The following is a 24,484-nucleotide window of genomic DNA, read 5'->3' as shown; positions in this document are numbered from 1 at the left end:
CGGCAAAGGCACCGTCGCCGCTCCAGCCCTGCACCACCACAGGCCCGCCATGTCTTTGCCGACGCCCCTGACCCAACACATCGCGCGCCGCCCACAGCGCATCGCCCTGCTCCAGCACGTCGCCGAGCAAGGCTCGATCACCCGCGCCGCCAAGGCGGCGGGCATCAGCTACAAGGCGGCATGGGACGCCATCGATGAGCTCAATAACCTGGCCAGCCGGCCTCTGGTGGAGCGCAGCACCGGCGGCCGTGGCGGGGGCGGTGCGCGGTTGTCTCAGGAAGGCGAGCGGGTGTTGCGGATGTATCAGCGGCTGCAGGCGCTGCAAGCGCAGTTTCTCGAAGCGGCTGACGCCTCCAGCGACCTCGACCTGCTCGGTCGGCTGATGTTGCGCACCAGTGCGCGCAATCAGTTGCAGGGCCAGGTCAGCGGGCTGCGGCGCGAGGGCCGTCACGATCGCGTCACCCTGGCGCTGGGCGGCGGCCTCGAGATCGACGCACTGATTACCCACGACAGCACCGAGCGGCTGGAACTGACCCTGGGCACCATGACCGTGGCCCTGCTCAAGGCCGGTTGGGTGCGTTTGCTGGCCATCGACGAGGTCGCGCAGGCGGGTAGCAACTGCCTGCACGCCACGGTGGAAGACGTTCTGACCGAAGCCGACGGGCCAGGTGAGGTGCGCCTGGCCTTGGGCAATGGCCAGACGCTGTGTGCGCTGGCTGAAGCCGATTGGTTGGCGGCGCAGCAGATCGAGACGGGCCAAACGCTGCGCGCGCAGTTTCATCCCTCTTATGTGTTGCTCGGCGTTCCTGCCTGAGCTTGCCATCGACAGGGTCGGGCTGCGTGGCCTCCTCTAACCTAAAGGCAGTGCCATCACTTCGATGCGCTACCATGGCGCCCCGCTGTTCACCCCAGGAGCCCGTCATGTCCCACCCCTTCGACACCCTCACCCCCGACCTGGTCCTGGACGCGGTGGAAAGCCTGGGGTTTCTCAGCGATGCCCGGGTGCTGGCCCTGAACAGCTATGAAAACCGCGTGTATCAGGTGGGCATCGACGAAGCCCAGCCGCTGATCGCCAAGTTCTACCGCCCGGATCGCTGGACCGACGCCGCCATCCTTGAAGAGCACGCCTTCACTGCCGAGCTCGCGGGCTGCGACGTGCCGGTGGTGGCGCCGATGCTGCGCCAGGGCCGCACACTGTTCGAGCACCAGGGCTTTCGCTTCAGCCTGTTTCCGCGTCGCGGCGGCCACGCGCCGGAACCGGGCAACCTCGACCAGCTCTATCGGCTCGGGCAATTGCTGGGGCGCCTGCATGCGGTCGGCGCTGTGCGTCCGTTCGAACACCGGGAAGCGCTGACGGTGGCTAACTTCGGCCACGCCTCGCTGAACACCCTGCTCGATGGCAACCACGTGCCCAAGGAACTGCTGCCCGCCTTCGAGTCGGTAGCCCGTGACCTGCTGAAACGGGTCGAAACCATTTATGCGCGTACGCCCCACCAGGTGATCCGCCTGCACGGCGACTGCCACCCCGGCAATCTGATGCACCGCGACGAGGCCTACCATGTCGTCGACCTGGATGACTGCCGCATGGGCCCGGCGGTGCAGGATTTGTGGATGATGCTCGCCGGCGACCGCGAAGAGCGTCTGGGGCAACTGGCTGAGCTGATCGACGGCTACAACGAATTCCATGACTTCGACCCGCGCCAACTGGCCCTGATCGAGCCGCTGCGCGCTTTGCGCCAATTGCACTACAGCGCCTGGCTGGCGCGGCGTTGGGATGACCCGGCGTTTCCGCGCAGCTTCCCGTGGTTTGGCCAGCCGCGCTATTGGGGCGATCAGATTCTGGCCTTGCGCGAACAATGTGCCGCGCTGGACGAAGCGCCGTTGAAATTGTTCTGAATCCAGCGCGGGACTGTCTACAATGGGCCTGCCTCCGGTTTGCCTGAAGTGTGTCCGCAGTCGGGCTTTGCGAGAACGTCTCTGGATGAAGGAAAAACGCTTTCCAAGGCCGCTTCAGCGATCGGCAAGGCGTTGGCGATGGCGTCTAGCGTCTGTCTGAACGTCTTGAGACGCCAGTCAGGCAAGGTCGATGGCGGCCCCGCAAAAAACAGGTGAGAAACGGCCGGGGTCGCGCTCGACCGTACTGGCGTACGTGAGCATTTCGACGGGGACGCCTAGTCCGGGCTGGGTTCCAGGCTTTTTTTCAACGCAGCATGACCAAGTATCAAGGCTTTTCATACAGAGCCAGGCAATGTGAAGCGGGACCACCGCTCGCCAGGCGGTGGGCTTGGCTCAACTCGTCTGCTCGGGTAGCGTGCGCAACCCGCCCCGCCCTCATCTGCCGGGCGCTTGCCTTACAGCCCGATCCTCAAACCGATCCACCCGCAAGGACCCCCCATGCAAGCTGCCAACCCGCGTCGCGGGTATTTCCTCGGCCTGTCGGCCTACATCATCTGGGGCCTGTTCCCGCTCTACTTCAAGGCGATCCAGAGCGTGCCGGCGATGGAAATCATCGTCCATCGCGTGCTCTGGTCGGCGCTGTTCGGTGGCATCGTGCTGATGCTGTGGAAACACCCCGGCTGGTGGCGCGAGCTGCGCCAGAACCCGCAGCGGCTGGCGATTCTCGCCTTGAGCGGCAGCCTGATCGCGCTCAACTGGCTCACCTACGTGTGGGCGGTGAACACGGGGCGCATGCTTGAAGCCAGCCTGGGTTACTACATCAACCCACTGGTGAACGTGCTGCTGGGCATGCTGTTGCTGGGCGAGCGGCTGCGCCGCCTGCAATGGCTGGCCGTGGGCTTGGCACTGGCCGGTGTGGCCCAGCAGGTCTGGCAGGTTGGCAGCCTGCCGTGGGTGTCGCTGGTGCTGGCCCTGACCTTCGCTTTTTATGGGCTGATCCGCAAGAAGGCGCCGGTCGCCGCGCTGCCGGGATTGGTGGTAGAGACCTGGATGCTGGTGCCGGTGGCGCTCGGCTGGCTGCTGCTGCACCCGGCGGCGATCAGCGCCCAGCCAGCCTTCTACGGCACGAGCGAAGCGCTCTGGCTGATGGCCGCCGGGCCGGTGACGCTGGTGCCGCTGGTGTGTTTCAACGCTGCAGCGCGGCATCTGCCCTACACCACGTTGGGCTTTCTGCAGTACCTTGCGCCGACCCTGGTGCTGCTGCAGGCCGTGTGGCTGTTCGACGAACACCTGGCGCCCAGCACCCTGGTGGCGTTCATGTTCATCTGGGCGGGCCTGGCGGTGTACAGCGTCGATATCTGGCTGAGCTTGCGAAAACGCTGATCAATAAATAATCAACACTGCGCAGGCCAGGTGGATCATGGCCTGCACCGGCCTCTCCCAAGGTTATCCACAGGGTCGTCCCCATGCTTTGTGCACAAGCACCGTGCTGCTGTACATATATTGATCAAAACCGTACACGCCCCGTCGCTCCAGGCCTTGCGCACTAAACCCCCAGTTTATCCACAGGGCAATCCCCGCAAATCCTGCATAACTGCGTCTGTGTATAAGTTGGCCGCCTTGTTGAGGCGCCGATAATGACGGGGAAATACAGGTTGCCGTCTTGGGGCGGCTTTGCGGCCTTATCCAGGCGATTACCTTGACGGGTACACACGGGGCGCGGCTTTGGGGCGGCTTTGCCGGCCATCGCGAGCAAGCTCGCTCCTAGAGGGGTTGTGGTGTGCAGGTTCTATCGGTCTCTTACCTGTGCCACATCTTGGAAGGAAACGCTGTCAGAGTACGAGCGGCTACTGCCGCGATGGCCGGCGCAGCCGGCCTCATCCAGGCGCCTGTGATGACGGGTAAATAAAGGTCGCACCCCTGAAGCGGCTTTGCCACCACAGGCCTCGATCCCTGACACCGACCAGACAGCCTGCTGCGAAGCTGCCATCAGGCCTGCGTGCGCAAATGCAATTCCACCATCAAGTCATCGGCCAGGCTTTCCAGGCGCTCCTGCAGCGCATCCAGGGTCAGCGCTGGCGGCAGCGCCAGCATGGCTTCGGCCTGGAACAACGGCTCATTGCTCATCGGCGCCGGCTGCACCTGGGTGCTCAAGCGCTCGACGTTGACGCCGAGTTCAGCCAGCAGTCGGGTGATATCCCGCACGATGCCCGGGCGATCGTTACCCACCAGTTCCATGGTGATCGGCTTGCTCGCCGCCACCGGCTCAGTGCCGCTCTGCGCGACCAGCACGCGGATGCCGTGGCTTTCCAGCGCCTGCAAGGCGTTGACCAGGGCATCGTACTGCTCGCTTGGGACCGCCACGCGCAAGATGCCGGCGAACTGACCGGCCATGCGTGACATTCGGCTTTCCAGCCAATTGCCCTGATGGGCGGTGATGCACTGGGCGATACGTTCGACCTGCCCCGCCTGGTCCGGGGCAATCACAGTGAGTACAAGGTGGTCCAAGGCTCAATCCTCGCAAGGGGTGGCAGCCGCAGCTGTGCGACGAATATTCGCCCAGCAGCGCAGGCGACTTCTGATTATAGGTAAACCGTGGCAACCTGCCGCAGGGAACGGCGCACCGATAATCGTGTACCGTTTCGAGATTTATCTGGAACAATTCCTATATTTTTTGCGAACATGCGACTTCCTGGCGCGGCTTGGTACAGCCCAATGGTCGTGAGCGCGGCGCTTTTAGTCTCATGTTCACCCGCATACTGCTTCATGTAGTATTCGTTGAACTGGACTACAAGAAGCCGTCCGGTTGTCTGCCGAGGCGCCTGTACACACCCTTCAGCCGCCACCCCGCCGCCCACTGGGCATGTACGGGGGCGCACTGAAGCCAGCGCTACAGGCTTTTTTTGATGAGCGAAATCGCTGAGCAGAGTGAGGCAAGCAATGACTGAACACGTTCGAGTCGGTGGCCTTCAGGTCGCCAAGGTCCTGTATGACTTCGTCAACAATGAGGCCATTCCTGGGACCGGCATCGTCGCCGAGCAGTTCTGGGACGGTGCGCAAAAGATCATCAACGACCTCGCTCCAAAGAACAAAGCCCTGCTGGCCAAGCGCGACGAGCTGCAAGCCCGTATCGACGCCTGGCACCAGGAACGCCAAGGCCAGGCCCACGACGCCGCGGCCTACAAGCGCTTCCTGCAAGACATCGGTTACCTCCTGCCACAAGCAGACGATTTCCAAGCCACCACGCAGAACGTCGACGAAGAGATCGCCCACATGGCCGGCCCGCAGCTGGTGGTGCCGGTGATGAACGCGCGCTTTGCCCTCAACGCCGCCAACGCCCGCTGGGGCTCGCTGTACGACGCGCTCTATGGCACCGATGCCATCAGCGACGAAGGCGGCGCCGAGAAAGGCCAGGGCTACAACAAGGCCCGTGGCGACAAGGTGATCGCCTTCGGCCGCGCCTTCCTCGACCAGGCGGCGCCGCTGGCCGCAGGCTCGCACAAAGACGCCACGGCCTACCGCATCGAGGCCGGCAAACTGCTGGTCGCGCTCAAGGGCGGCAGCACCACGGGTCTGCGCGATGACGCGCAACTGCTCGGCCTGCAAGGCGACGCTGCGGCGCCCACGGCCATCCTGCTCAAGCACAACGGCCTGCACTTCGAGATCCAGGTCGACGCCAGCACCCCGGTCGGCAGCACCGACGCCGCCGGCGTGAATGACATCCTCATGGAGTCGGCGCTGACCACCATCATGGACTGCGAAGACTCGGTCGCCGCCGTCGATGCCGACGACAAAGTGCTGGTCTATCGCAACTGGCTGGGCCTGATGAAGGGCGACCTCGCTGAAAACGTCAGCAAGGGCGGCAAGACCTTCACCCGCACCCTGAACCCGGACCGCGAATACGCCACGCCCAACGGCGGCAGCCTCACGCTGCACGGCCGTTCCCTGCTGTTCGTGCGTAACGTCGGCCACCTGATGACCAACCCGGCCATCCTCGATGCCCAGGGCAATGAAGTGCCTGAGGGCATTCAGGATGCACTGTTCACCGTACTGGCGGCGGTGCATAACCTGAACGGCAATACCCCACGCAAGAACACCCGCACCGGCAGCGTGTACATCGTCAAACCGAAGATGCACGGTCCGGAAGAAGTCGCCTTTACAGCGGAAATCTTTGCCCGCGTAGAGCAACTGCTGAATCTTCCGGCCAATACCCTCAAGGTCGGCATCATGGACGAGGAGCGCCGTACCACGGTCAACCTCAAGGCCTGCATCAAGGCCGCTGCCGAGCGCGTGGTGTTCATCAACACCGGTTTCCTCGACCGCACGGGCGATGAAATCCACACCTCGATGGAAGCCGGCGCCGTAGTGCGCAAAGGCGTGATGAAGAATCAGGCCTGGATCGGCGCCTACGAAGACAACAACGTCGACGTGGGCCTGGCCACCGGCCTGCAAGGCCGCGCGCAGATCGGCAAAGGTATGTGGGCCATGCCTGACCTGATGGCCGCCATGCTGGAGCAGAAGATCGCTCATCCGCTGGCGGGCGCCAACACCGCCTGGGTGCCCTCGCCGACGGCCGCAACGCTGCACGCGCTGCACTACCACAAGGTCGACGTCCAGGCCCGCCAGGCCGAACTGGCCAAGCGTGCCCCGGCCTCGGTGGATGACATCCTGCGCATCCCGCTGGCCGGCGACACGAAATGGTCCGCCGAAGAAATCCGCAACGAGCTGGACAACAACGCACAGGGCATCCTCGGCTACGTGGTGCGCTGGATCGACCAGGGCGTGGGTTGCTCGAAGGTGCCGGACATCAATGACGTAGGCCTGATGGAAGACCGCGCCACCTTGCGTATTTCCAGCCAGCTGCTGGCCAACTGGCTGCGCCACGGAGTGGTCAGCCAGGCGCAGGTGATGGAAAGCCTCAAGCGCATGGCCGCGGTGGTCGACCGGCAGAATGAGGGAGACGCGCAGTACCGCCCACTGGCGGGCGACTTCGACAGCAACATCGCGTTCCAGGCTGCGGTGGAGTTGGTCATTGAAGGGGCCAGGCAGCCCAATGGCTATACCGAGCCGGTGTTGCACCGCAGGCGTCGCGAGTTCAAGGCGCGCAACGGGCAGTAAGCCGTTGCGAGGAACCCGTGGCCAGGTCTACGGGTTCAGCTCCTTGCGCACCAGTTCCAGCAAGCGGTCAAGGTCGACGGGCTTGAGCAGTACGTCGAGTACGCCCAGGTGCATGGCCTTGACCGCCTCCTGCACATCCGTGTCGCCCGACACCACGATGATCGGCAGTTCCGCCCGCTCCGAGGTGCGCACTTGCCGGATCAGCGACAGTCCATCTTCAGGCTGCATGCGCAGGTCAGTGATGATCAGACCGATCGACGGGCGCATGGTCAGTGCTGCAAGTGCCTGCTTGACGCTGCCGGCCTCAGTACAGTCCCAGCCGCGACTGCGCAGGTAAATGCACAACGCTTCGCGGTTGCCGGTGTTGTCGTCCACCACCAGTACCGAAGAGGCAGGCACGGCCGGCGCACTGACAGCCGCCAGGGCCTGGCGCTCGGCATCGCTGAGGATGTCGGCTTGCTCATCCATGCTCATCTTGTCAAAAAAACCTCGTTAAAACAGTTCAGACCGCAAAGGGTGGCATTGCCTATAACCTTTCGTCGGCAATTTGACACTTAACGCATGAATTATCGCTTTCTGAGGGTAGCGCATACCGGTTCGCGCCAAGCAGGGTGCGATCCTTGCGCCAGCCCTCAGTCGCTCCATTGACCCCGTCGATTCGGGCGTTTCCGCCGCCAGATCAAGGCCTTGGGTCCGGCGCTGGTCAGGGTATAGACTTACGTCCAATGGGCGCTTTGCCCACATCGTCCGACCATGTTGCCTACAACTAATAACAAGTATTAACAAAGACTGTGCCAAGTGCGCCGATACACGCCCCTGTAGACGCGAGCCTGCTCGCTCACCACTCAGCGCCATCGCGCGCGCTTAGGCCCGATGACTCGCCTGAAGAGTGCACGCGAGCACACCCGCGCCTGCAGAGCGCGCCGCTCGGTAACCTGCACGGCCCCAGCGAGCGGTCAGTGCCATGAGCAAACAGGACGCCTATGAACAGGCAGGCAAAACAGCGGTGCTGCAAAACATCCAGGGCATGTTGCAGTTCCTGCAACGCTTTCCACCCTTCAATCAGATGGAGCACGGTCACCTGGCGTATCTGGTGGAACAGTGCCAGTTGCGCTTCTACGCCAGCGGCGAAAGCATCGTAAAGCCGAGCGATGGCCCTGTGACACATTTCTTTATCGTCAAGCAGGGCCGTGTGGTAGGCGAGCGCCAGCAGGCGGTCGGGCCTGACACTGAGACCACCTTCGAGATCACCACCGGCGAGTGCTTTCCGCTGGCGGCGCTGCTGGGTGAGCGCGCCACACGCACCGAGCACCTGGCCGGTGAAGACACCTTCTGCCTGCAACTGAACAAGGCTGCGTTCATCCGTGTGTTCTCGCTGTCGGAGGTGTTCCGCGACTTTGCCCTGCGCGGCGTGAGCAGCCTGCTTGACCAGGTCAACCAGCAGGTGCGCCAACGCGCGGTCGAGACCCTCGGGACCCAGTACTCACTGAACACCCCGCTGGGCGAGCTGGCCATGCGCCACCCCGTGGTCTGCGCTGCCGAACTGCCCGTGCGTGAAGCGGTGCGGCAGATGCACGAGCAGCAGGTTGGCAGCATCGTGATCATTGACGCGCAGCGTACCCCCAGCGGCATCTTCACCCTGCGCGACCTGCGTCAGGTGGTCGCCGACCCCGCCGCCGAACTGGACGCCCCCATCGCCCGTTACATGACCGCCACGCCGTTCTGCCTGAGCGCCCAGGCCACCGCCTTCGATGCTGCGCTGGCCATGACCGAGCGGCACATCGCCCACGTGTGCCTGGTCGATGAGCAGCGCCTGTGCGGTGTGGTATCGGAGCGCGATCTGTTTTCCCTGCAGCGGGTCGACCTGGTGCACCTGGCGCGCACCATCCGCCAGGCGGGGCGACTGGACACGCTGGTGGCCCTGCGTGGCGAAATTGGCCAATTGGTCGAGCGCATGCTGGCCCACGGTGCGTCCTCGACGCAGATCACCCAGATCGTCACCCTGCTCAACGACCATACCGTGTGCCGGGTCATCGAACTGACCCTGGCCGAGCATGGCGACCCGGGCGTGCCCTTCACCTGGCTGTGCTTTGGCAGCGAGGGGCGCCGCGAGCAGACGCTGTACACCGATCAGGACAACGGCATTCTGTTCGAGGCGGGCGAGGCGGACGAGGCGCAACGCATTCGCGGCCAACTGCTGCCGCTGGCTCGACAGATCAACCAGAGCCTAGCCCGCTGCGGCTTCACCCTGTGCACAGGCAACGTGATGGCTGGCAACCCCGAGCTGTGCCTGTCGCGCAAGGAGTGGGCGCGGCGCTTTGCCGGGTTCATTCGCGAGGCCAGCCCGGAAAACCTGCTGGGCTCGACCATCTATTTCGACCTGCGCGCGGTCTGGGGCGACGAACAAGGCTGCGAGCAGTTGCGCCAGGGCATCCTGGCTCAGGTGGCCGACAACCGCCTGTTCCAGCGCATGCTGGCGGAAAACGCCCTGCGCCAGCGCCCGCCCGTGGGCCGGCTGCGCGACTTCGTACTGACTCGCCAAGGCAACGACAAAGCCGCCACCCTGGACCTCAAGGTGCAGGGCTTGACGCCCTTCGTCGACGGCGCGCGGCTGCTCGCCCTGGCCCACGGCATCAGCGCCAACAACACCCTGGAACGCTTGCGCCAACTGGCGCGGCGCGGCGTCATCGAGCCACTCGACGCGGCGGCCTTCGAGGAGGCCTACCATTTCATTCAACAGACGCGCATGCAGCAGCACCAGCGCCAGAGCCGCGATCACCAGCCCTACAGCAACCGCCTCGACCCCGACAGCCTCAACCACCTCGACCGACGCATCCTGCGCGAATCCCTGCGCCAGGCTCAGCGCCTGCAGAGCAGCCTGGCGCTGCGGTATCAGCTATGAACCGCGTCGGCCGGCTCAAGGCATCCGCGACACAGCGGTGTGCGTCGCCGCCGCTGACACGGCGGTGCCACGCATGAGCCTGTTCACGTGGTGGAAACCCTGCGTGCCGGCGTTGCGCGATTCACTCAAGACGCGGCTGGCGCAACTGCCACCCCCCTTGCCCTGGCAAACCTGCACCTTGCGCGAGCAGCGCTGGGTGGTGCTCGACCTGGAAACCAGCGGGCTGAACCTGAACCGTGATCAGGTGCTGTCGATCGGCGCCGTGGCCATCGAGGACGGCGCTATCGATTTTGCCCAACAGTTTGAACGCACCCTGCACCGCCCCGCGCAGAAAACCACCTCCAGCGTGCTCCTCCACGGCCTGGGCCCCAGCGCCCTGGCCGCAGGTTGTGACCCGGCCGATGCGCTGCTGGATTTGCTCGAATTCGTCGGCGACAGCCCGGTGCTGGCGTTCCACGCGGCGTTCGACCAGCACATGCTGACCCGCGCGTTGAAAGACAGCCTCGGCCACCGCCTGCAGCACCTGTTCATGGACGTCGCGCACCTGGCGCCGATGCTCAACCCCGACACGGTGCTGCGCGAAGCGGGGCTGGATGACTGGGTCGCCCGCTTCGGTCTGCACGTGCAGGAACGCCATCACGCCAGCGCCGACGCCCAGGTGACCGCTGAGCTGATGCTGATCCTGCTCAGCCAGGCCCGCCGCCAGCAGCTCGACAGCCCATTGAAGCTTGAGCAGCAACTGAGCACCTGGCGTCGCCGTACAGCGAACAATCATGGGTTGTAGTCACGCGTGGGTAGGCGGGCGACAGGTCAGGCCGGCATGGCTGCCAAGCGGGCGCGGCGTCCGATGGCAGGTCGAACTGCGGCGTCCGGATTGAGGTGGCCGAAGCCAAGCCTAGAAGGGCGTATGAATGACAGGCAGCACACGCATCTGTAGGACGTCAGTCGCGATGGGCCGGGTAGCCGTCCTGACTCCAGCGCCGCCTACCGCCCGATAACGCGCACCTGCAGCCGTTGCTGCTCCCAGCAGCGCCGGGGCGGTCGATTCCCAGATCGATCCGCTTTCCAAGCGTCAGCGCGGCGCTTTGCGGCGGGCGACGTGGACGACTGAGGGCGGCGGCGGCACGCGCGTGGCAGTCATCCGCTACCCCCTCTGCCCCCTGCGCAAGCCTCAGCGTGCACGGCTCCCTTCACTGCGGAGCCATCGCTATGAGCCTGCAACACTTCATATCCTTCGACGCACAACTGAGCGAACTGCTCGCCGACACCCCCCTGCCTGACAGCACGCGGCCGTTGCTCAACGCGCGCCAGCACTACTTCGCCGAACTTGCCCTCTACTGGCTCCACAGCCCGGCCCCGGAGCAAAGCCGCCGGGCTCGCCTCACCGAACTCATGCGCCAGCAACTGCTGGCGCAGATCGCCTTGCGTATCGGTGACCACACCCTTGGCGAGGGGCATGCCGATCTGCTCCGCGCGTGCATCACTTTGCCTCTGCCTTCGCAGCGCCAGCACCTGCCCAGCGCCCAGCGGCCACAGGTCTATCGACCGCTTCTCGACATCACCACGCCTAACTGGCGCAGCGCGTTGCGCGGTGCGTTCGTGATCGTCGAAGGCGGACCGGAGGGCGGCATGCCCGACCCCGGACAACCCGGCGAGTACGCGCTGCTGTGCAGCCTGGCCCATGGCATCGAAGCCTTCGACAGCCTGACCGAGCTGCATGTGGAACTGTGCGAGCGGCTCGACGACCCACAGCAAAGCCAGGCACTGCTGCAACTGATGGACAGCGACAGCGCGCGCGCGCGCGCGCACAACGCACAACGCCTGCGCTACGACTGGTTCAACGACGACATGGTGCAAGCGCTCGGCCAAGCGGCCATCGATGCTCAGCACATCGCGCTGACACGCACCTGGCACGATGCCACGCAGCAGATGCCTGTGGATTGGCCTGCACTGCAGCGTCGGCTGGAAAGCGCCGCCGACGTGCTGCCGTGGCTCGACAGCCGCTGTGCGCTACAGACCCGCTATGGCCTGCTATTGGAGCGCAACTCGCCGGCGTGGCTGAAAAATGCCTCTGCCCAAGGCCTCACCCACATCATGCAGACCATGCAGGAACTGGTGATCGCCATCGACCGTGCTGCAGCGCCAGGCATCCTGAGCCACGCGCAGTTCGTCGACCGCACGAGCCTGCTGGCCTGGACCCGCGAGCGCCTGCAGGCCGCCTTGCGCCACCACCATCAGCTCGACATCGATCCGCTCAGGATATACGTCAGCGTCACCCTGGCCCGCCAGATCGGCCCTGTCGCGCACCCAGGCGTCAGCTCAGGGTGGATTCCAGCCGCCAGCCGGCCGCAGGCAGGCGCGACGATCGAGCTGGTGCGTCAGACCTATCGCCTCGATGAGCTGGCGCTGCTCAACGTCGGCCTGCTCGACGTCGACTATTGGTTGACCGCCAGGGTGCACGACCAGAACGAGCACACGGTACCGGGCATCACCCCTGCCCAGATCAAGACGATCGTGCGTGCGCTGAACGTCGGCGAAAGCTACAGCCAGTACCTGCGCGTGCACCTGTTGAGCTCGCCCGAGGCGCAGTGGCGCCGCGACTGCTATGTCGCCATCAGCCGTGCGCGCATGCGCGCCGAGGCGGCCAAGGCGCGTTACGCAGGTCACTTTCTCGAAGACCCGTTCGAGCGCGGCTACCACTGGGTGTCGCTCGTGCTCGACCACCCCGACGGCCAGGCGCGCAGGCAACTGGCCATGCCGCGGGTCAGCGTGCGGCAACTGCTCGTCAGCGGGCACACCCTTCAGAACGTCATGCTGGTCACCCCCGACCGGCCAGACCTGCCCCGTGTGATCGTCTACACACCGGACGCGCCTGATCGACGTGCCTGGCGCGAGTTTCGCAGCGCCCGCCACCTGTTGCGTACGCTGCGCCAGAACCCGCACCTGCGCGAGTATGTGAAAGACCGCCTGCCGTTTGCCGAGCGCGAGCAGGTCGAGCGCTGGCTGACCAAAGGGGGGCTGGGCGCGCAGGTGCAGCGTCCTGAGATCACCGGCGACTTTCAGCAGGCGCGCTATCAGGCGGAAGTGAACGCGGTTCTCGCTGCCGTGGACGCCGGGACCAACACCAAGCTGGAACTGGTCGGCGAACTGACGTTGCACGCGCTCTCGATGTTGCTGGATGTGATCAGTCTGGTGCTGCCGACCCGCGCGTTGATCGCAGTGGCGGTGGCGCGCGCCCTCCTGTCGGTGATCGATTCCGCCACAGCGTTCAAGGCCGGTGACCGGGTCGGCGTGCTCAAGCATCTGGTCGAGGCCTTTACCCATGCCAGTGACGCGGTCAACAGCATCGGCGGCACCACGGTGGTGCGCCGTGCCATCCGCGCCATACCGCCCACCCCTCCGCTGAGGTTACCGCCGTCTGCGGCGGTCCCGATCAACGTGGAACGGCTGCACTACCGGGTCGACGGCATTCACAAGGAAGGCATCTATGAACAAGCCTCACCCTACCCCGGTCTGAGCCTCTATTTCATCAAGGATGCCTCGGGCACCACCTATCAGGTGGCCTTTGACGGCTACCGCTGGCGCGTGGTGGATCCGCGCATGCCCGACGCCTACGTCAAAGTGCCGGTCAAACGCCGCGAAACGGGTGAATGGGTGGTGGATTCGCCGGTGCTATGGTTCGACGGCCTGCCGGACCTGAACACGCTTCTGGACAACTGCCGCCTGGCAGAAGGCCCCGCCGAGGGCCAGCCACAGCCTGCAGACGGCCTGTATCGGCTCGACCAGCAGTGGTACCTGCTGGCCGGCCAGCATGCTCTGCCACTGCGCCCGCACCTGCTGGATGACCATTACCACCTGCTGATTCCGGGGCAGCCCGACAATGGGCTGACCGCTTGGGCCATCCTGCGCTGGCAGGACGCAGCCTGGCGCATCCGTGTGCGCCAGGCCGGGCGCAGCAGCGACTGGCTGGCGCTGCCGGCCGCCTACGCCGTGAGCCGCGGCAACAGCGCGTCGAGCCGCTGATACAAGGCACTGTCGCTCGGCCAGTTGCGCAGTAGCCGCGCCCGATCACGGGCGTAGGCCTTGGCGAAACTGAGCTGGGTGGCGTGCTGGCGCATGGCGTCGAGGTCGATCAGCGACCAGTGGTCGTTCACCCAGAAGAGGTTGTGGCCCTTGAAATCGCCATGGCTGATGCGCGCACCGATCAGCTGCTGCATCACCTGCACCAGCGCATCGACCTGCTGCTGCGGCGCCTCGCCACTGTGCACATGGGGCGCGAAGGATTCGCTCAGGTCAGGGCCCTCGATGTACTCGGTGATCAAGTACGCCCGGCTGCGCAGGCCCAGCACACGCTGCTCGCGCACCGCGAGTGGACGTGGCGTGGCGATCTCGAGAAACAGCAGCCGATTGCCTTCGATCCACGAATGCCAGGCTCGGCTCGGGCGCCAGAAGCGCTTGAGCCAATGCGCGGCGCTCTTGATGTTGTAGCGCTTGAGCACCAATGGGCGCCCGGCCACTTCGATACGCGCCACGCTGGCAGCGCCGCCGGTCTTGTACAGGTGGCCCTGGTCGATCAGCGCGTCGGCCTGCTGCAAGACCGGCTGCAGCGCCTGCACCTCGCTGCGGCGGATCGCCTGCACACCCGATAGCGTGCGCTCGACGCTGAACAGGCTGCACTCACGCCCGGCCTTTTCCAGGTAGTCCTTCTGCCGCCAGGTACGCACCTTGTCGATCTGCTTCTGCAACGCTTCGAGCGGCAGCGCGTGCTCGGCGTTGCTCAACAGGTAATGCACCAGCAGTTCTTCGAGAAACGGCTCCAGGCGTTTGGGCAGTTGAGCGAAGAACACGCCAAGGTTCTCCAGCACACGCTGACGTGACAGCGGCTTGCCCGGGGTTTCGGCCTTGATGCCGGCGCCGTCGATCAGGTAAAGGCGGTCGTCCTGGCGCAGCAGGTTGTCCAGGTGCAGATCGTCCTGCCACAGGCCCACGGCGTGCATCTGCGCCACGGCGCCCAGGGCTTGCGCAATGACCGTCTGCTGGCCGTCGCTCAGCGCAGGCGCTTGCTCGACCTGCTGCCAGGCGTCGCCCAGGCTCTGCGAATGGTCGAGGTACTCGAACAACAGCCAGCCGCCCTGATCGTCGACCAGGCCATCGGCCAGCAGGGTAGGCGTGGTCAGGCCTTGTGCGGCCAGCAGGCGCACGCCATCGAGCTCGCGCTGGAAATGCCGTGCGGCGCTGCTACCCACCAGCAGCTTGGCCAGCACCGGAGTGCCGCGCCATACCGCGGCGCCGACATAACGCTGGCCCGGCAGCACGCGCAGCAGGCTGAGCACCTGCAGATCAGAAGGCCCGGCAGCATCGGCCAGGGGAATGGACATCGGCAGGGTCGGCTGGCGACCTGCCTGCTTGAGTTCAGACAGCTGCATCAGCGCGCCTCTTTGCTACGACGTCGGCCGGCCAGGCGCTGTTGCCAGTCGCTGACCAGCGCGCTGTCGGCGGGTTGGGCCAGATAGGCCGCAAGCAAGCTGCGCACGTCGGCTTCGTTCCAGGCGCCGGCGCGGCGCAGCAAGGGTTCGAGGTCTTTGAGCCGATCCCGCTGGCCAAACAACAGTGGCCGGGTTTTTTCCAGGTCGATCAGCTGCGCCTGCCAGCCATCACGGCGCTCGCGCAGGAAAATGTGCTTGGGGTAGAAGCAGCCGTGCACCTGTCGCGCGGCATGGAGCGTGCGCGCCAGTTGCCCGCAGGCACGCAGAATGCCCTCGCGCTGCTCGACCGGCAGTTGCTGCCATTGCCCCAGCAGGCTGTCGAGGTCGCTCCAGTCGTCGAGGGCGCGGGTCATCAGCACCGCCCGGTGCTCGTCCTTGCCCTTGCGCTCGCCGTAGAACACTGCCTGCAAGGCCGGAATGTGCAGCTTTTCGTAGCGGCTGATGTTGCGAAACTCACGGGCGAAGGTCGGCTCGCCCAAGGGCGCGTGCAAGGTCCGCGTGAGGTAGTCGCACTGGCGTTTGAGGTAGTAGCCTTTGCCCTCCAGTTCGAGGCGATAGACGCTGCTCCAGCCGCCGCGTGCGGTGTTGGGCTCATCGACAGCATCGAGCTGCAGCGCCCACAGCGCTTCGAAATCGTTCAGGCCATGACGCTGCAACAAGGCAAGGTCACTGCTGGCCAGGTAATCGGTCATTCCCTTCCCTCGAAAAAACTCAGCACCTGGCGAATGCGCTGTTTGTCAGCGGCATTGAGCCGCTGGCGGCCGCGGTACTGCAGGTAGAAGCGCAGACGCTGGGTCGCTGACACGTGGTACTTGGCCACCTTGTCCAGGCAGGCCAGATCCTTGATGACGCGGTGGCGCAGCATGAAGCCGCGCCAGAAATCACCCGTGGGGCAATCGATGAAGAACACCGTGGCTTGGTCGTCCACCAGCAAGTTGCGCCACTTCAGGTCGTTGTGCGTGAAGTGGTGATCGTGCATCACCCGGGTGTGCCGGGCCAATTGCTGGCTGATGTGCGCGACCCAGCCGCGGTCGGCCAGGCGCGGGTCGTTGCGCTCGGCCAGGACCGACAGGTCTTCGGTGCGCGGCAGCTCGCGAGTGATCATCGCACCACGGCCGAAGGCCAGGCCCTTGCGCTCCAGCCCCCAGGCCACCACTTCAGCGGTGGGGATGTTCCACTTGGCGAACTGCTTGAGGTTCTGCCACTCGGCCTTGATGCGCGGGCGCCCCAGGTAGCGGCGCAAGCCCTTGCCGGCACCGGTGTAGCGCTTGACGTAGTAGTTCACGCCGTCACGCTCGATACGCACCACTTCACTGAGCGGGTCGCGGGTCAGGCGTTCGCCCTCGATGGCGAACACCGCGTCCAGGCTGCCGAAGTCCGTAGCCAGGTGTCGATAACCGGGCTCCAGGTTCCAGCCAGCCATCAGAGTGCGTCCCCGTAGCGCTGCTTGCGCGCGTAGAGCTTCTGCGCCTTGTGTTCGAGACCGCTCAGCAGCGCCGCTTCGTCGCGCAGTACCTGGCGCAGTGGGCGCTGGAAGTAGGCCCGCAGGAAGCGCAGCTTGTCGCGTGGGGTCAGGCCGATGTCCAGGGCCGAGAAGTACAGCGCGGCCAGGTCCTTGTCGCGCCAGCGGCGGCTGATGCGCGCACGCGTCTGCGCGCGGTGCAGGTCGATCAGCGACAGCTTCAGCGTGCCTGGCGTGATCGGCCGGTCGGTGTGCAGCAGGAAGTGGCAGATGTAGCAGTCGCGGTGGTTGACACCGGCGCGGTGCATGGTGCCGGTCATGCGCGCCACTTCGGCGATCAGGGCGTGCTTGAGCGCAGGTGCCGGCGGCTGCTGGCGCCAGTCGAGGCTGAAGTCTTCCAGGCTGATGGTGGGCGCCAGTTCTTCGGTGACGATGAACGAATGCTGGGTCGCCGGGTTGCTGCCCCGCTCGCCGTAGGCCACCGCGGTCATGGTCGGCACACCGGCCTCGTGCAAGCGCCCGATGGCCCGCCATTCCTGGCCGGCGCCGAGCACCGGCAGCTTGGCGCTGAACAGGTTCTTGAAGATTTCACCCCAGCCGATACCGCGGTGAATCTTGACGAAATAGCCTGCCCCCGCCACCTCGGTGCGCAGGGTGCGGCGCCCTTCCAGCTCGCGGTACACCTCGCCTTCCAGCGCCTCAACGGCCTCGAAGGGGTCGCGCCCGGCCCACAGCTGCTTGAAGGGTTCGGCCAGAATCAGCGTCATACGGCCTCCTGAGCGAGGATCACGTCGGCAGCGTGCTGCGGCATGCTGTACAGGTCGGCGGTGGCGGCGAAGGCCAGGCCGTTGCGCGACCAGTCAACGCGCGCCGACGGGTGTTCAAGCATGCGCGCCAGGTAGGCGTCGAGCTGCGCCTGCTCGAACGGCTCGTCGAGCACCAGGCCGCTGTCGGCCTCTTCGATGTAATGGGCGTAGCCGCAGACTCGCGACACCAGTACCGGCAGCCCGGCCACCAAGGCTTCGAGCAGCACCGTGCCGGTGTTTTCGTTGTAGGCCGGGTGGATCAGCAGGTCGGCGCCGAGCAGGAAACGCGGAATGTCGCTGCGGCCCTTGAGAAATTGCACCTGATCGCCCAGACCCAACGTCGCGCTCTGCAGCTGAAACACTTTCGGGTCGTCCTGGCCGATGACCATCAGCCGGGTGCGCTTGCGCAATTCTGCGGGCAAGGCGGCCAGCGCCTTGAGGCTGCGGTCCACCCCTTTGGTCTTGAAGCCGGAGCCGATCTGCACCACCAGCAACTGGTCATCGCCCAGGTCGAATTCCTTGCGAAAGGCGGCGCGGATTTCTGCGGCGTTGTCGGGCGCCCGGCGGTCATGGGAGATGCCCGGAGGCAACAGGTGGAAGCGCTCTGCCGGGGTGGCGTAATGCTTGACGAACAGCGGCTGCTGCACCTCGGAGATCATCAGCACCTGGGTGCCGGACTCGGGGGCGAACACGGCGCGCTCGTAGTCGGCGAAGTGTCGATAGCGCCCCCAGCGGCGGTACAGATTGCCGCGCAGATTCTGCGCCTTGTCTTCGAAGCAGCCGTCGGCGGCGTAGTACACGTCCAGGCCCGGCATCTTGTTGAAACCGATGAGGCGATCGACCGGACGCTTTTCCAGGTCGGCCGCCATCCACGCGCTGAGCTTCTCGTTGCGCCGGTGGTTGAACACAGCCTTGATCGGCGCCACCAGCACCTCGAAACCGGGCGGAATGTCGCCCTCCCAGATCAGCGTGTAGACGCGAATCTGATGGCCGCGTTGCTGGCACTCCAGGGCAATGCGCATGAAGTCGCGTTGCAGCCCACCAAAGGGGAAATACTTGTAAAGCACGAAAGCCAGTTGCATCAACGGACATCCTCAGTCAGCAGCAGCGCGCTCAACCGGCTCGCTACATGCTCGGGATTCAGGCGAGTGAAGCACAGCGGCCACTCGCGTTTGAGATCGAACCGGCGCAGGTCCTCGGCGCTCGGCTTGTAGGTGCATTTTTTCTGCAGGCAGGGTGCACAGGGAAAATCGCTGGCCTGGTGAACCTGTGAACGGCCGTAGGCGCCGGTGAGGCCGGGGTTGGTCGGGCCGAACAGGGAGATGGTCGGCACATCCAGGGCGGCGGCCAGGTGCCCCAGGCCGGTGTCCACCGCCACACAGGCCTTGGCCGCCGCCAGCACGCGGGCCACGCCGACCAGGTTCAGGCGCGGCAGTACCTGGCAGTTGCTCAGGCCTTGGGCAATGCGCTCGGCCCGCGCCTTTTCCGCCTCGTTGCCCCACGGCAGGCAGACCTGCAGCTTGCGCTGGCCCATGCGTTCGGCCAGCTCGCGCCAGTAGGCCTCGGGCCAGTGTTTGGTAGCCCAGGTGGTGCCGTGCAGGAACACCACATAGGGCGCCGCCGGCGGCAGTTGCAGGCGGGCCAGATCCAGGCCGTAGTCGCCCAGCCCCTCGGGCAGGTCGTAGGCCAGGGCCATGGCGAACAGCTGGCGCACCCGCTCCACGGCGTGCTGGCCGACCGCGACCGACAGGCGCCGGTCATAGAAGCGGCTCGCCAGCCCTTCGCGCGCCGAATAACGGTCCAGCCCCGCCACCGGCGCCTTGACCAGCCGCGTCAGCCAGGCCGACTTGACCAGCCCCTGAGCGTCGATCACCAGGTCATAGCGGCGTTCGCGCAGGCGTTGCTTGAAGGCCTTCCACTCACCGCTCTGCAGGGTCTGCCAGAGGTGCTTGCGCCAGCGCCGGATGGCCACCGGGATCACCTGATCCACAGCCGGGTGCCAGGCTGGAATCTCGGCGAAACCCTCCTCCACGACCCAGTCGAAACGGATCCCTGGAATGGCCTTGGCGGCATCGGTGAGCGCCGGCAGGGTGTGGATCACATCGCCCAGGGACGAGGTTTTTATGATCAGTACCCGCACTTAGTCGACCTCGGCCATGACGTCGATCCGTTGGCTGCCGCCCAGACGTTGCAGCGCGGCGATCACCGCCTGCGGTTCGAGCAGGCGCAGGCAGTTGTAGTGGCCGAAGCGGCAGGTGCGGTCGAAGCAAGGGCTGCAATCGAGGCCCAGGCGCACCACTTCCACCTGCTCGGCCAGCGGCGGGGTGAAGCCTGGCGAGGTCGAACCGTACACCGCCACCAGTGGGCGATTGAGCGCGGCGGCAACGTGCATCAGGCCCGAATCGTTGGACACCACGGCGTCAGCGCACGACATCAGATCGATGGCCTCGGCCATCGAGGTTTCGCCAGCCAGGTTCACCGACTCTTCGCGCAGGCCCGGAATCAGCCGCTCGCGGATCGCCTCACCCACCGCATGGTCTTTCTTCGAGCCGAACAACCAGACCTGCCAACCCTGGCGCACCAGGGCCTCGGCGACTTCGGCGTAGTGCTCGGCAGGCCAGCGCTTGGCCTCACCGAACTCCGCGCCTGGGCACAGCGCCAGCACCGGGCGATCCAGCGCCAGGCCGAACTTGGCCAGGGCGGCGTCGCGGCTGCCGGCTTCGATCTGCAGGGAGGGACGTGGGTAAGGCTTTGGCAGTTCGGCATCGGGGGCGTAGGCCAGGGCCATGAAGCGCTCGATCATCAGTGGGTAACGCGCTTTGTCGAGCTTGCGCACATCGTTGAGCAGGCCCCAGCGCATCTCGCCGCGCCAGCCGGTGCGCAAGGCAATGCCGGCAAAGAACGGCACCAGTGCCGACTTCATCGAATTGGGCAACAGAATCGCCTGGTCGTACTGCCCTTTGAGCGACGTGCCGATGCGCCGCCGGGTGCCCAGTTCCAGCGCGCCATGGCCGAGCGGGAAGCTCAAGGCCTGGCGCACTTCGGGCATGCGCTCGAGGATCGGCCGGCTCCACTCAGGGGCCAGCACGTCGATGACGCAGTCGGGGTGGCGCTGCTTCAGGCATTGGAACAGGGTCTGGGCCATCACCATGTCGCCGACCCAGCTGGGTCCAATGATCAGTATTCTCATGCTTAGTCCAGAACGCTCGAAAAGGCCGGCACCCCCGGGGACCGGCCCTTGAAGAAGTCGGCAGGGCGACCGCGCCAGGCAATGGCGCGATACGGGAGGGCCGGTCTTCTTTCTTTATAGTCAGGCTATGTGGTGCACAGTGTACCACCCACGTGGCGCATAACGCCTGAGTGACGCGTTTGCCGCCGTTGGGACCGCCGCGCGGCCCATCGCCGCTAAAGCCGCGCCAATAGGGACCGCGCGTTTTGCCAAGATAGGGCGCAATGCCCCTGCCCACCGCGGTCGGTGTACGAGCGGCCGGTCAGCCGCGATGGGCTGCACAGCAGCCCAACCCAAGCACCGCATGGCCCCAGTGGCGCTCAATAACCGCCACCACGCCGCAACAACCGTCAGCCCAGACCCAACTCACCCCAGATCCGCCGCACCTCGCGGCGCTCGTCAGCGAACTGGCTGGCATCGACCACCCCAGCCTGCTTCTGCAGCGCCTGGCGGTGCGAGGCCGAGCGGAAGGCCTTGTACACTTCGCGCAGCAGCGCAGCATCGGCAGCGGGCATCAGGCCGGCCTGTTCGAGCTCTTCGAGCAGACGAATATTGTCGGTCCAGCGCAGCAAGGCCGGATGATCATGGGACCACGCCAGGGCGGCGTACTGCACCATGAACTCGATGTCGACGATGCCGCCGGCGTCCTGCTTCAGATCGAACGGCACGCCGGCGTCAAAGGCGTTCGCCGCCGTCCCCGCCGCGGTACTTCTGGTGCCCAGGCTGGCGCGCATCTTGGCCCGCATATCGCTGACCTCGGTACGCAGCGCCTTCACTTCACGCGCCTTGCCCAGCACCCGCGCGCGCACGCCCTCGAAGGCAGCGCCCACCTCCTTGCAGCCCACCAGCACCCGCGCCCGGACCAACGCCTGGTGCTCCCAGGTCCAGGCTTCGTTCTGCTGATAACGCTCGAAGGCGCCCAGCGAACTCACCAGCAGGCCCGAGGCCCCGGACGGGCGCAAGCGCATGTCCACGTCATACAGCTGCCCGGAGTTGGTCTGCGTGGTCAGCAAGTGAATGATGCGCTGGCCCAGGCGGGTGAAGAACTGCGCGCTGTCGATGGGCTTGGCGCCATCGGTGTCGGCATTCGGGTCACCGTCGTGGATGAACACCAGGTCGAGGTCAGAGCCGTGTCCCAGCTCGATACCACCCACCTTGCCGTAACCGACGATGATGAAGCCCGGCTCGCACAGGCTGCCATCGCTGCGCTGCGGCTGACCATGGCGCGCCACGGTCTGGCGCCAGGCGAGGAACAGCACCTGGTCCAGAATCGCCTCGGCCAGCCAGGTGAGGTAGTCGCTGACCTTCATCAGCGGCAGGTTGCCGGTGATTTCCGAGGCGGCCACGCGCAGGCTATGGGCCAGTTTGAAATGACGCAGCGCCTCCATTTGCTGCTCAAGGTCGTCTTCGGGAATGCGCATCAGGCGCTCGCGCAGCTCCGAGGCCAGTTCCGGCGCCAGTGGCGGGCTGAACAGCCGGCCTTCATTGAGCAGTTCATCGAGCAGCAACGGGAAACGGGTGATCTGCTCGGCGATCCATGGGCTGGCCGCACACAGGGTCAGCAAGCGCCGCAGGGCGCCGGGATTTTCCGTGAGCAGCACCAGATACGCCGAACGCCGCGCCACCGCTTCGACCAACGGCAGCACCCGCTCCAGCACCAGGTCGGGGTCCGCGTGTTCGACGGCCTGGGCCAGCAGGCGCGGAATGAACGCATCCAGCCGCTCGCGGCCAATGCGCTGCATCGAACGCAACGACGGGCTGGAACGCAGCGCTGTCAGGCGTCGCAAGGCCTCGGCCGGTTGCTGCAGGCCGGCTTCCTGCAACTGTCGGCAGGCCGCTTCTTCATCCTGGGCCTGCTCCCACAGCGGCGACCACTCACCACCCACCACCAGTTCGCCTTCGGTTTCGTCTTCATCGGGGTCGGCGATCACCTGGCGGAAATGCCAGTCGATGCGCGCGCGCCACTGCATCAGACGCTCATGGAACTGCGCCCAGTCGGCGAAACCCAGCATGTACGCCACGCGTTCGCGGTCCACGGGATCTTCCGGCAGCATCTGCGTCTGCCGATCGGCAATCGCCTGGATGGCGTGCTCGGTGTAGCGCAGAAAGGCATAGCCATCACGCAGCTCGGCCACCACTGCAGGCGGCAGATAGCCCTGCCCTTCGAGGGTCGCCAGCACCTTGAGCAAGGGCCGCTGCTGCAAGCTCAGGTCACGCCCGCCATGGATCAGCTGGAACGCCTGGGCGATGAACTCCACCTCGCGGATGCCGCCGGCACCGAGCTTGATGTTGTCGACCATGCCCTTGCGCCGCACCTCCTGCTGGATCAGCTGCTTCATGGTGCGCAGCGCTTCGATCGCGGAAAAATCCAGGTAACGGCGGTACACGAACGGGCGCAGCATGGCCTGCAACTGCGCACCGGCTGCCTGATCGCCGGCCACCACGCGGGCCTTGATCATGGCGTAGCGCTCCCAGTCGCGGCCCTGGTCCTGGTAATACTGCTCCAGCGCGTTGAAGCTCAGCACCAGCGCGCCGGACGAGCCATAAGGGCGCAGGCGCATGTCGACGCGGAACACGAAGCCGTCGACGGTGACCGGGTCCAGCGCCTTGATCAGCCGCTGGCCCAGGCGGGTGAAGAATTCTTGATTGTCCAGCGGTCGCTTCACGCCCTGGGTTTCACCGCCTTCGGGGAAGGCGAAGATCAGGTCGATGTCCGACGACAGGTTCAGCTCCACCGCACCCAGCTTGCCCATGCCCAGCACCACCATGTGCTGCGCTTCGCCACTGCGCGCGCCAATCGGCGTGCCGAACTGCTGGCAGTGGCGTGGGTAGAGCCATTGGTAGGCCTGGTCGATGCAGGCGTCGGCAAGGTCCGACAGGTCGCGGCAGGTTTCCTTGAGTTCGGCCTGGCGGGTCAGGTCGCGCCAGATGATGCGCACCTGTTGCCGGTTGCGCTCATGGCGCAGTACGCGGCCCAGTTCATCCTCGCTCTGCGCCGCCTGCACCGCTGTGGCAATGCGTGCGCACAGCTCACCCGGGGCCAGGGCCCGCTGCAGCTCACCGCTGCCGATCAGCTCGCAGAACACCACGGGCTCGCGCACCACCTGCTGCATGACGAAGTCACTGGCCGCCACCACCTGCTCGAACTGCTCACGCTGCCCGGTAGGCCACTGCGCGGGATCGAGCGCGGCATGAACGGCCACGGCCTCTGCCAGCCATTGCTGGTTTCGGGCGACGATCGGTTGCAGTGCGGCGGGCAGAGAGGGCGGCAAAGGCTGGCGCATGGGCTATCCTTGATCGGCATTTGAGACGGGGAAGGCAGCGTCCATAAGGAAGTCTGACCTTTGAGAAGTGTATACAAAAAGTTATAAATAGCTCCGTAATGAATTTACGCAGCAGAAAACCTCAATAAAGTGCGAATCACCACGCATTTTTAAGTTACGGGAACGATTTTTCCCACAAGCTGAAGGGCGATCTGACGTCGTCTTTCTGTAGTTTTACTACTACCCCCTCTCTGCAAAAGCATGAAATCCGAAAGCATTTGTAGTAAAACTACACGCCGCCGGATATCACGCCGGCAATCCA

General features: G+C 65.3%; 17 protein-coding genes. 7 read left to right on the top strand and 10 right to left on the bottom strand.

Features of this window, described 5'->3' with window-relative positions:
• The first annotated feature begins 49 nt into the window (after nt 1-49).
• The 3 genes from SJI00_RS15150 to rarD all read left to right on the top strand — a co-directional run bounded on the left by SJI00_RS15150 (nt 50) and on the right by rarD (nt 3,279).
• On the top strand, nt 50-814 hold the full coding sequence (locus SJI00_RS15150) for a TOBE domain-containing protein (protein WP_322462522.1): 765 nt from the start codon (nt 50-52) through the stop codon (nt 812-814).
• 107 nt (nt 815-921) lie between these two features.
• Complete coding sequence (locus SJI00_RS15145; RefSeq protein ID WP_322462521.1) at nt 922-1,896, top strand: serine/threonine protein kinase; 975 nt, start codon at nt 922-924, stop codon at nt 1,894-1,896.
• 498 nt (nt 1,897-2,394) lie between these two features.
• Nucleotides 2,395-3,279: an EamA family transporter RarD gene (rarD, locus tag SJI00_RS15140; protein WP_322462520.1), complete on the top strand. Its 885-nt coding sequence runs from the start codon at nt 2,395-2,397 to the stop codon at nt 3,277-3,279.
• A 606-nt stretch (nt 3,280-3,885) separates the two neighbouring features.
• Here rarD and SJI00_RS15135 read toward each other — a convergent pair.
• Complete coding sequence (locus SJI00_RS15135) at nt 3,886-4,404, bottom strand: glycine cleavage system transcriptional repressor (RefSeq protein ID WP_322462519.1); 519 nt, start codon at nt 4,402-4,404, stop codon at nt 3,886-3,888.
• Between the two features lie 432 nt (nt 4,405-4,836).
• On the opposite strand from SJI00_RS15135, the gene SJI00_RS15130 reads away from it, so the two are divergent.
• Nucleotides 4,837-7,014: a malate synthase G gene (locus tag SJI00_RS15130; protein WP_322462518.1), complete on the top strand. Its 2,178-nt coding sequence runs from the start codon at nt 4,837-4,839 to the stop codon at nt 7,012-7,014.
• Between the two features lie 27 nt (nt 7,015-7,041).
• Here the strand turns inward: SJI00_RS15130 and SJI00_RS15125 are convergent, their stop codons facing one another.
• Nucleotides 7,042-7,488, bottom strand: coding sequence for a response regulator (locus SJI00_RS15125; protein WP_322462517.1), 447 nt, complete (start codon nt 7,486-7,488; stop codon nt 7,042-7,044).
• A 490-nt stretch (nt 7,489-7,978) separates the two neighbouring features.
• Here SJI00_RS15125 and SJI00_RS15120 point away from each other — a divergent pair, with 490 nt between their 5' ends.
• From SJI00_RS15120 to SJI00_RS15110, 3 genes are all read left to right on the top strand, one after another.
• On the top strand, nt 7,979-9,916 hold the full coding sequence (locus SJI00_RS15120; RefSeq protein WP_322462516.1) for a putative nucleotidyltransferase substrate binding domain-containing protein: 1,938 nt from the start codon (nt 7,979-7,981) through the stop codon (nt 9,914-9,916).
• Nucleotides 9,917-9,989: 73 nt separating this feature from the next.
• Nucleotides 9,990-10,700 (top strand): 3'-5' exonuclease, encoded by a 711-nt coding sequence (locus tag SJI00_RS15115; protein WP_322462515.1) that lies wholly within the window; start codon nt 9,990-9,992, stop codon nt 10,698-10,700.
• A 425-nt stretch (nt 10,701-11,125) separates the two neighbouring features.
• Nucleotides 11,126-13,939, top strand: coding sequence for a dermonecrotic toxin domain-containing protein (locus tag SJI00_RS15110; RefSeq protein WP_322462514.1), 2,814 nt, complete (start codon nt 11,126-11,128; stop codon nt 13,937-13,939).
• Here the strand turns inward: SJI00_RS15110 and SJI00_RS15105 are convergent.
• From SJI00_RS15105 to glnE, 8 genes are all read right to left on the bottom strand, one after another.
• On the bottom strand, nt 13,900-15,342 hold the full coding sequence (locus SJI00_RS15105; protein ID WP_322462513.1) for a lipopolysaccharide kinase InaA family protein: 1,443 nt from the start codon (nt 15,340-15,342) through the stop codon (nt 13,900-13,902). The two genes, SJI00_RS15110 and SJI00_RS15105, sit on opposite strands and share 40 nt — an antisense overlap.
• Nucleotides 15,342-16,094, bottom strand: a complete 753-nt coding sequence (locus SJI00_RS15100; RefSeq protein ID WP_322462512.1) for a lipopolysaccharide kinase InaA family protein — start codon at nt 16,092-16,094, stop codon at nt 15,342-15,344. Before SJI00_RS15100 ends, SJI00_RS15105 begins: the two co-directional genes overlap by 1 nt.
• A complete protein-coding gene (locus SJI00_RS15095; RefSeq protein ID WP_322462511.1) occupies nt 16,091-16,825 on the bottom strand; it encodes a lipopolysaccharide kinase InaA family protein in 735 nt (244 codons plus the stop codon). The genes SJI00_RS15100 and SJI00_RS15095 overlap by 4 nt, the downstream gene beginning before the upstream one ends.
• On the bottom strand, nt 16,825-17,631 hold the full coding sequence (rfaP, locus tag SJI00_RS15090) for a lipopolysaccharide core heptose(I) kinase RfaP (RefSeq protein ID WP_322462510.1): 807 nt from the start codon (nt 17,629-17,631) through the stop codon (nt 16,825-16,827). The genes SJI00_RS15095 and rfaP overlap by 1 nt, the downstream gene beginning before the upstream one ends.
• On the bottom strand, nt 17,628-18,752 hold the full coding sequence (locus SJI00_RS15085) for a glycosyltransferase family 4 protein (protein ID WP_322462509.1): 1,125 nt from the start codon (nt 18,750-18,752) through the stop codon (nt 17,628-17,630). The genes rfaP and SJI00_RS15085 overlap by 4 nt, the downstream gene beginning before the upstream one ends.
• Nucleotides 18,752-19,810: a lipopolysaccharide heptosyltransferase I gene (gene waaC / locus SJI00_RS15080; RefSeq protein ID WP_322462508.1), complete on the bottom strand. Its 1,059-nt coding sequence runs from the start codon at nt 19,808-19,810 to the stop codon at nt 18,752-18,754. The genes SJI00_RS15085 and waaC overlap by 1 nt, the downstream gene beginning before the upstream one ends.
• A complete protein-coding gene (gene waaF / locus SJI00_RS15075) occupies nt 19,811-20,860 on the bottom strand; it encodes a lipopolysaccharide heptosyltransferase II (protein WP_322462507.1) in 1,050 nt (349 codons plus the stop codon).
• A 389-nt stretch (nt 20,861-21,249) separates the two neighbouring features.
• On the bottom strand, nt 21,250-24,183 hold the full coding sequence (gene glnE / locus SJI00_RS15070) for a bifunctional [glutamate--ammonia ligase]-adenylyl-L-tyrosine phosphorylase/[glutamate--ammonia-ligase] adenylyltransferase (protein WP_322462506.1): 2,934 nt from the start codon (nt 24,181-24,183) through the stop codon (nt 21,250-21,252).
• Between the last annotated feature and the right edge of the window lie 301 nt (nt 24,184-24,484).

This window comes from Pseudomonas gebzensis (assembly GCF_034427815.1).
GTDB lineage: Bacteria > Pseudomonadota > Gammaproteobacteria > Pseudomonadales > Pseudomonadaceae > Aquipseudomonas.
This window is presented reverse-complemented; position numbering and strand designations above follow the sequence as displayed.

Coding starts and splice junctions, on each gene's coding strand:
- SJI00_RS15150 (WP_322462522.1), top strand. CDS start 50: ATGTCTTTGCCGACGCCCCTGACCCAACACATCGCGCGCCGCCCACAG.
- SJI00_RS15145 (WP_322462521.1), top strand. CDS start 922: ATGTCCCACCCCTTCGACACCCTCACCCCCGACCTGGTCCTGGACGCG.
- rarD (WP_322462520.1), top strand. CDS start 2,395: ATGCAAGCTGCCAACCCGCGTCGCGGGTATTTCCTCGGCCTGTCGGCC.
- SJI00_RS15130 (WP_322462518.1), top strand. CDS start 4,837: ATGACTGAACACGTTCGAGTCGGTGGCCTTCAGGTCGCCAAGGTCCTG.
- SJI00_RS15125 (WP_322462517.1), bottom strand. CDS start 7,488: ATGAGCATGGATGAGCAAGCCGACATCCTCAGCGATGCCGAGCGCCAG.
- SJI00_RS15120 (WP_322462516.1), top strand. CDS start 7,979: ATGAGCAAACAGGACGCCTATGAACAGGCAGGCAAAACAGCGGTGCTG.
- SJI00_RS15115 (WP_322462515.1), top strand. CDS start 9,990: ATGAGCCTGTTCACGTGGTGGAAACCCTGCGTGCCGGCGTTGCGCGAT.
- SJI00_RS15110 (WP_322462514.1), top strand. CDS start 11,126: ATGAGCCTGCAACACTTCATATCCTTCGACGCACAACTGAGCGAACTG.
- SJI00_RS15105 (WP_322462513.1), bottom strand. CDS start 15,342: ATGCAGCTGTCTGAACTCAAGCAGGCAGGTCGCCAGCCGACCCTGCCG.
- SJI00_RS15100 (WP_322462512.1), bottom strand. CDS start 16,094: ATGACCGATTACCTGGCCAGCAGTGACCTTGCCTTGTTGCAGCGTCAT.
- SJI00_RS15095 (WP_322462511.1), bottom strand. CDS start 16,825: ATGGCTGGCTGGAACCTGGAGCCCGGTTATCGACACCTGGCTACGGAC.
- rfaP (WP_322462510.1), bottom strand. CDS start 17,631: ATGACGCTGATTCTGGCCGAACCCTTCAAGCAGCTGTGGGCCGGGCGC.
- SJI00_RS15085 (WP_322462509.1), bottom strand. CDS start 18,752: ATGCAACTGGCTTTCGTGCTTTACAAGTATTTCCCCTTTGGTGGGCTG.
- waaF (WP_322462507.1), bottom strand. CDS start 20,860: ATGAGAATACTGATCATTGGACCCAGCTGGGTCGGCGACATGGTGATG.
- glnE (WP_322462506.1), bottom strand. CDS start 24,183: ATGCGCCAGCCTTTGCCGCCCTCTCTGCCCGCCGCACTGCAACCGATC.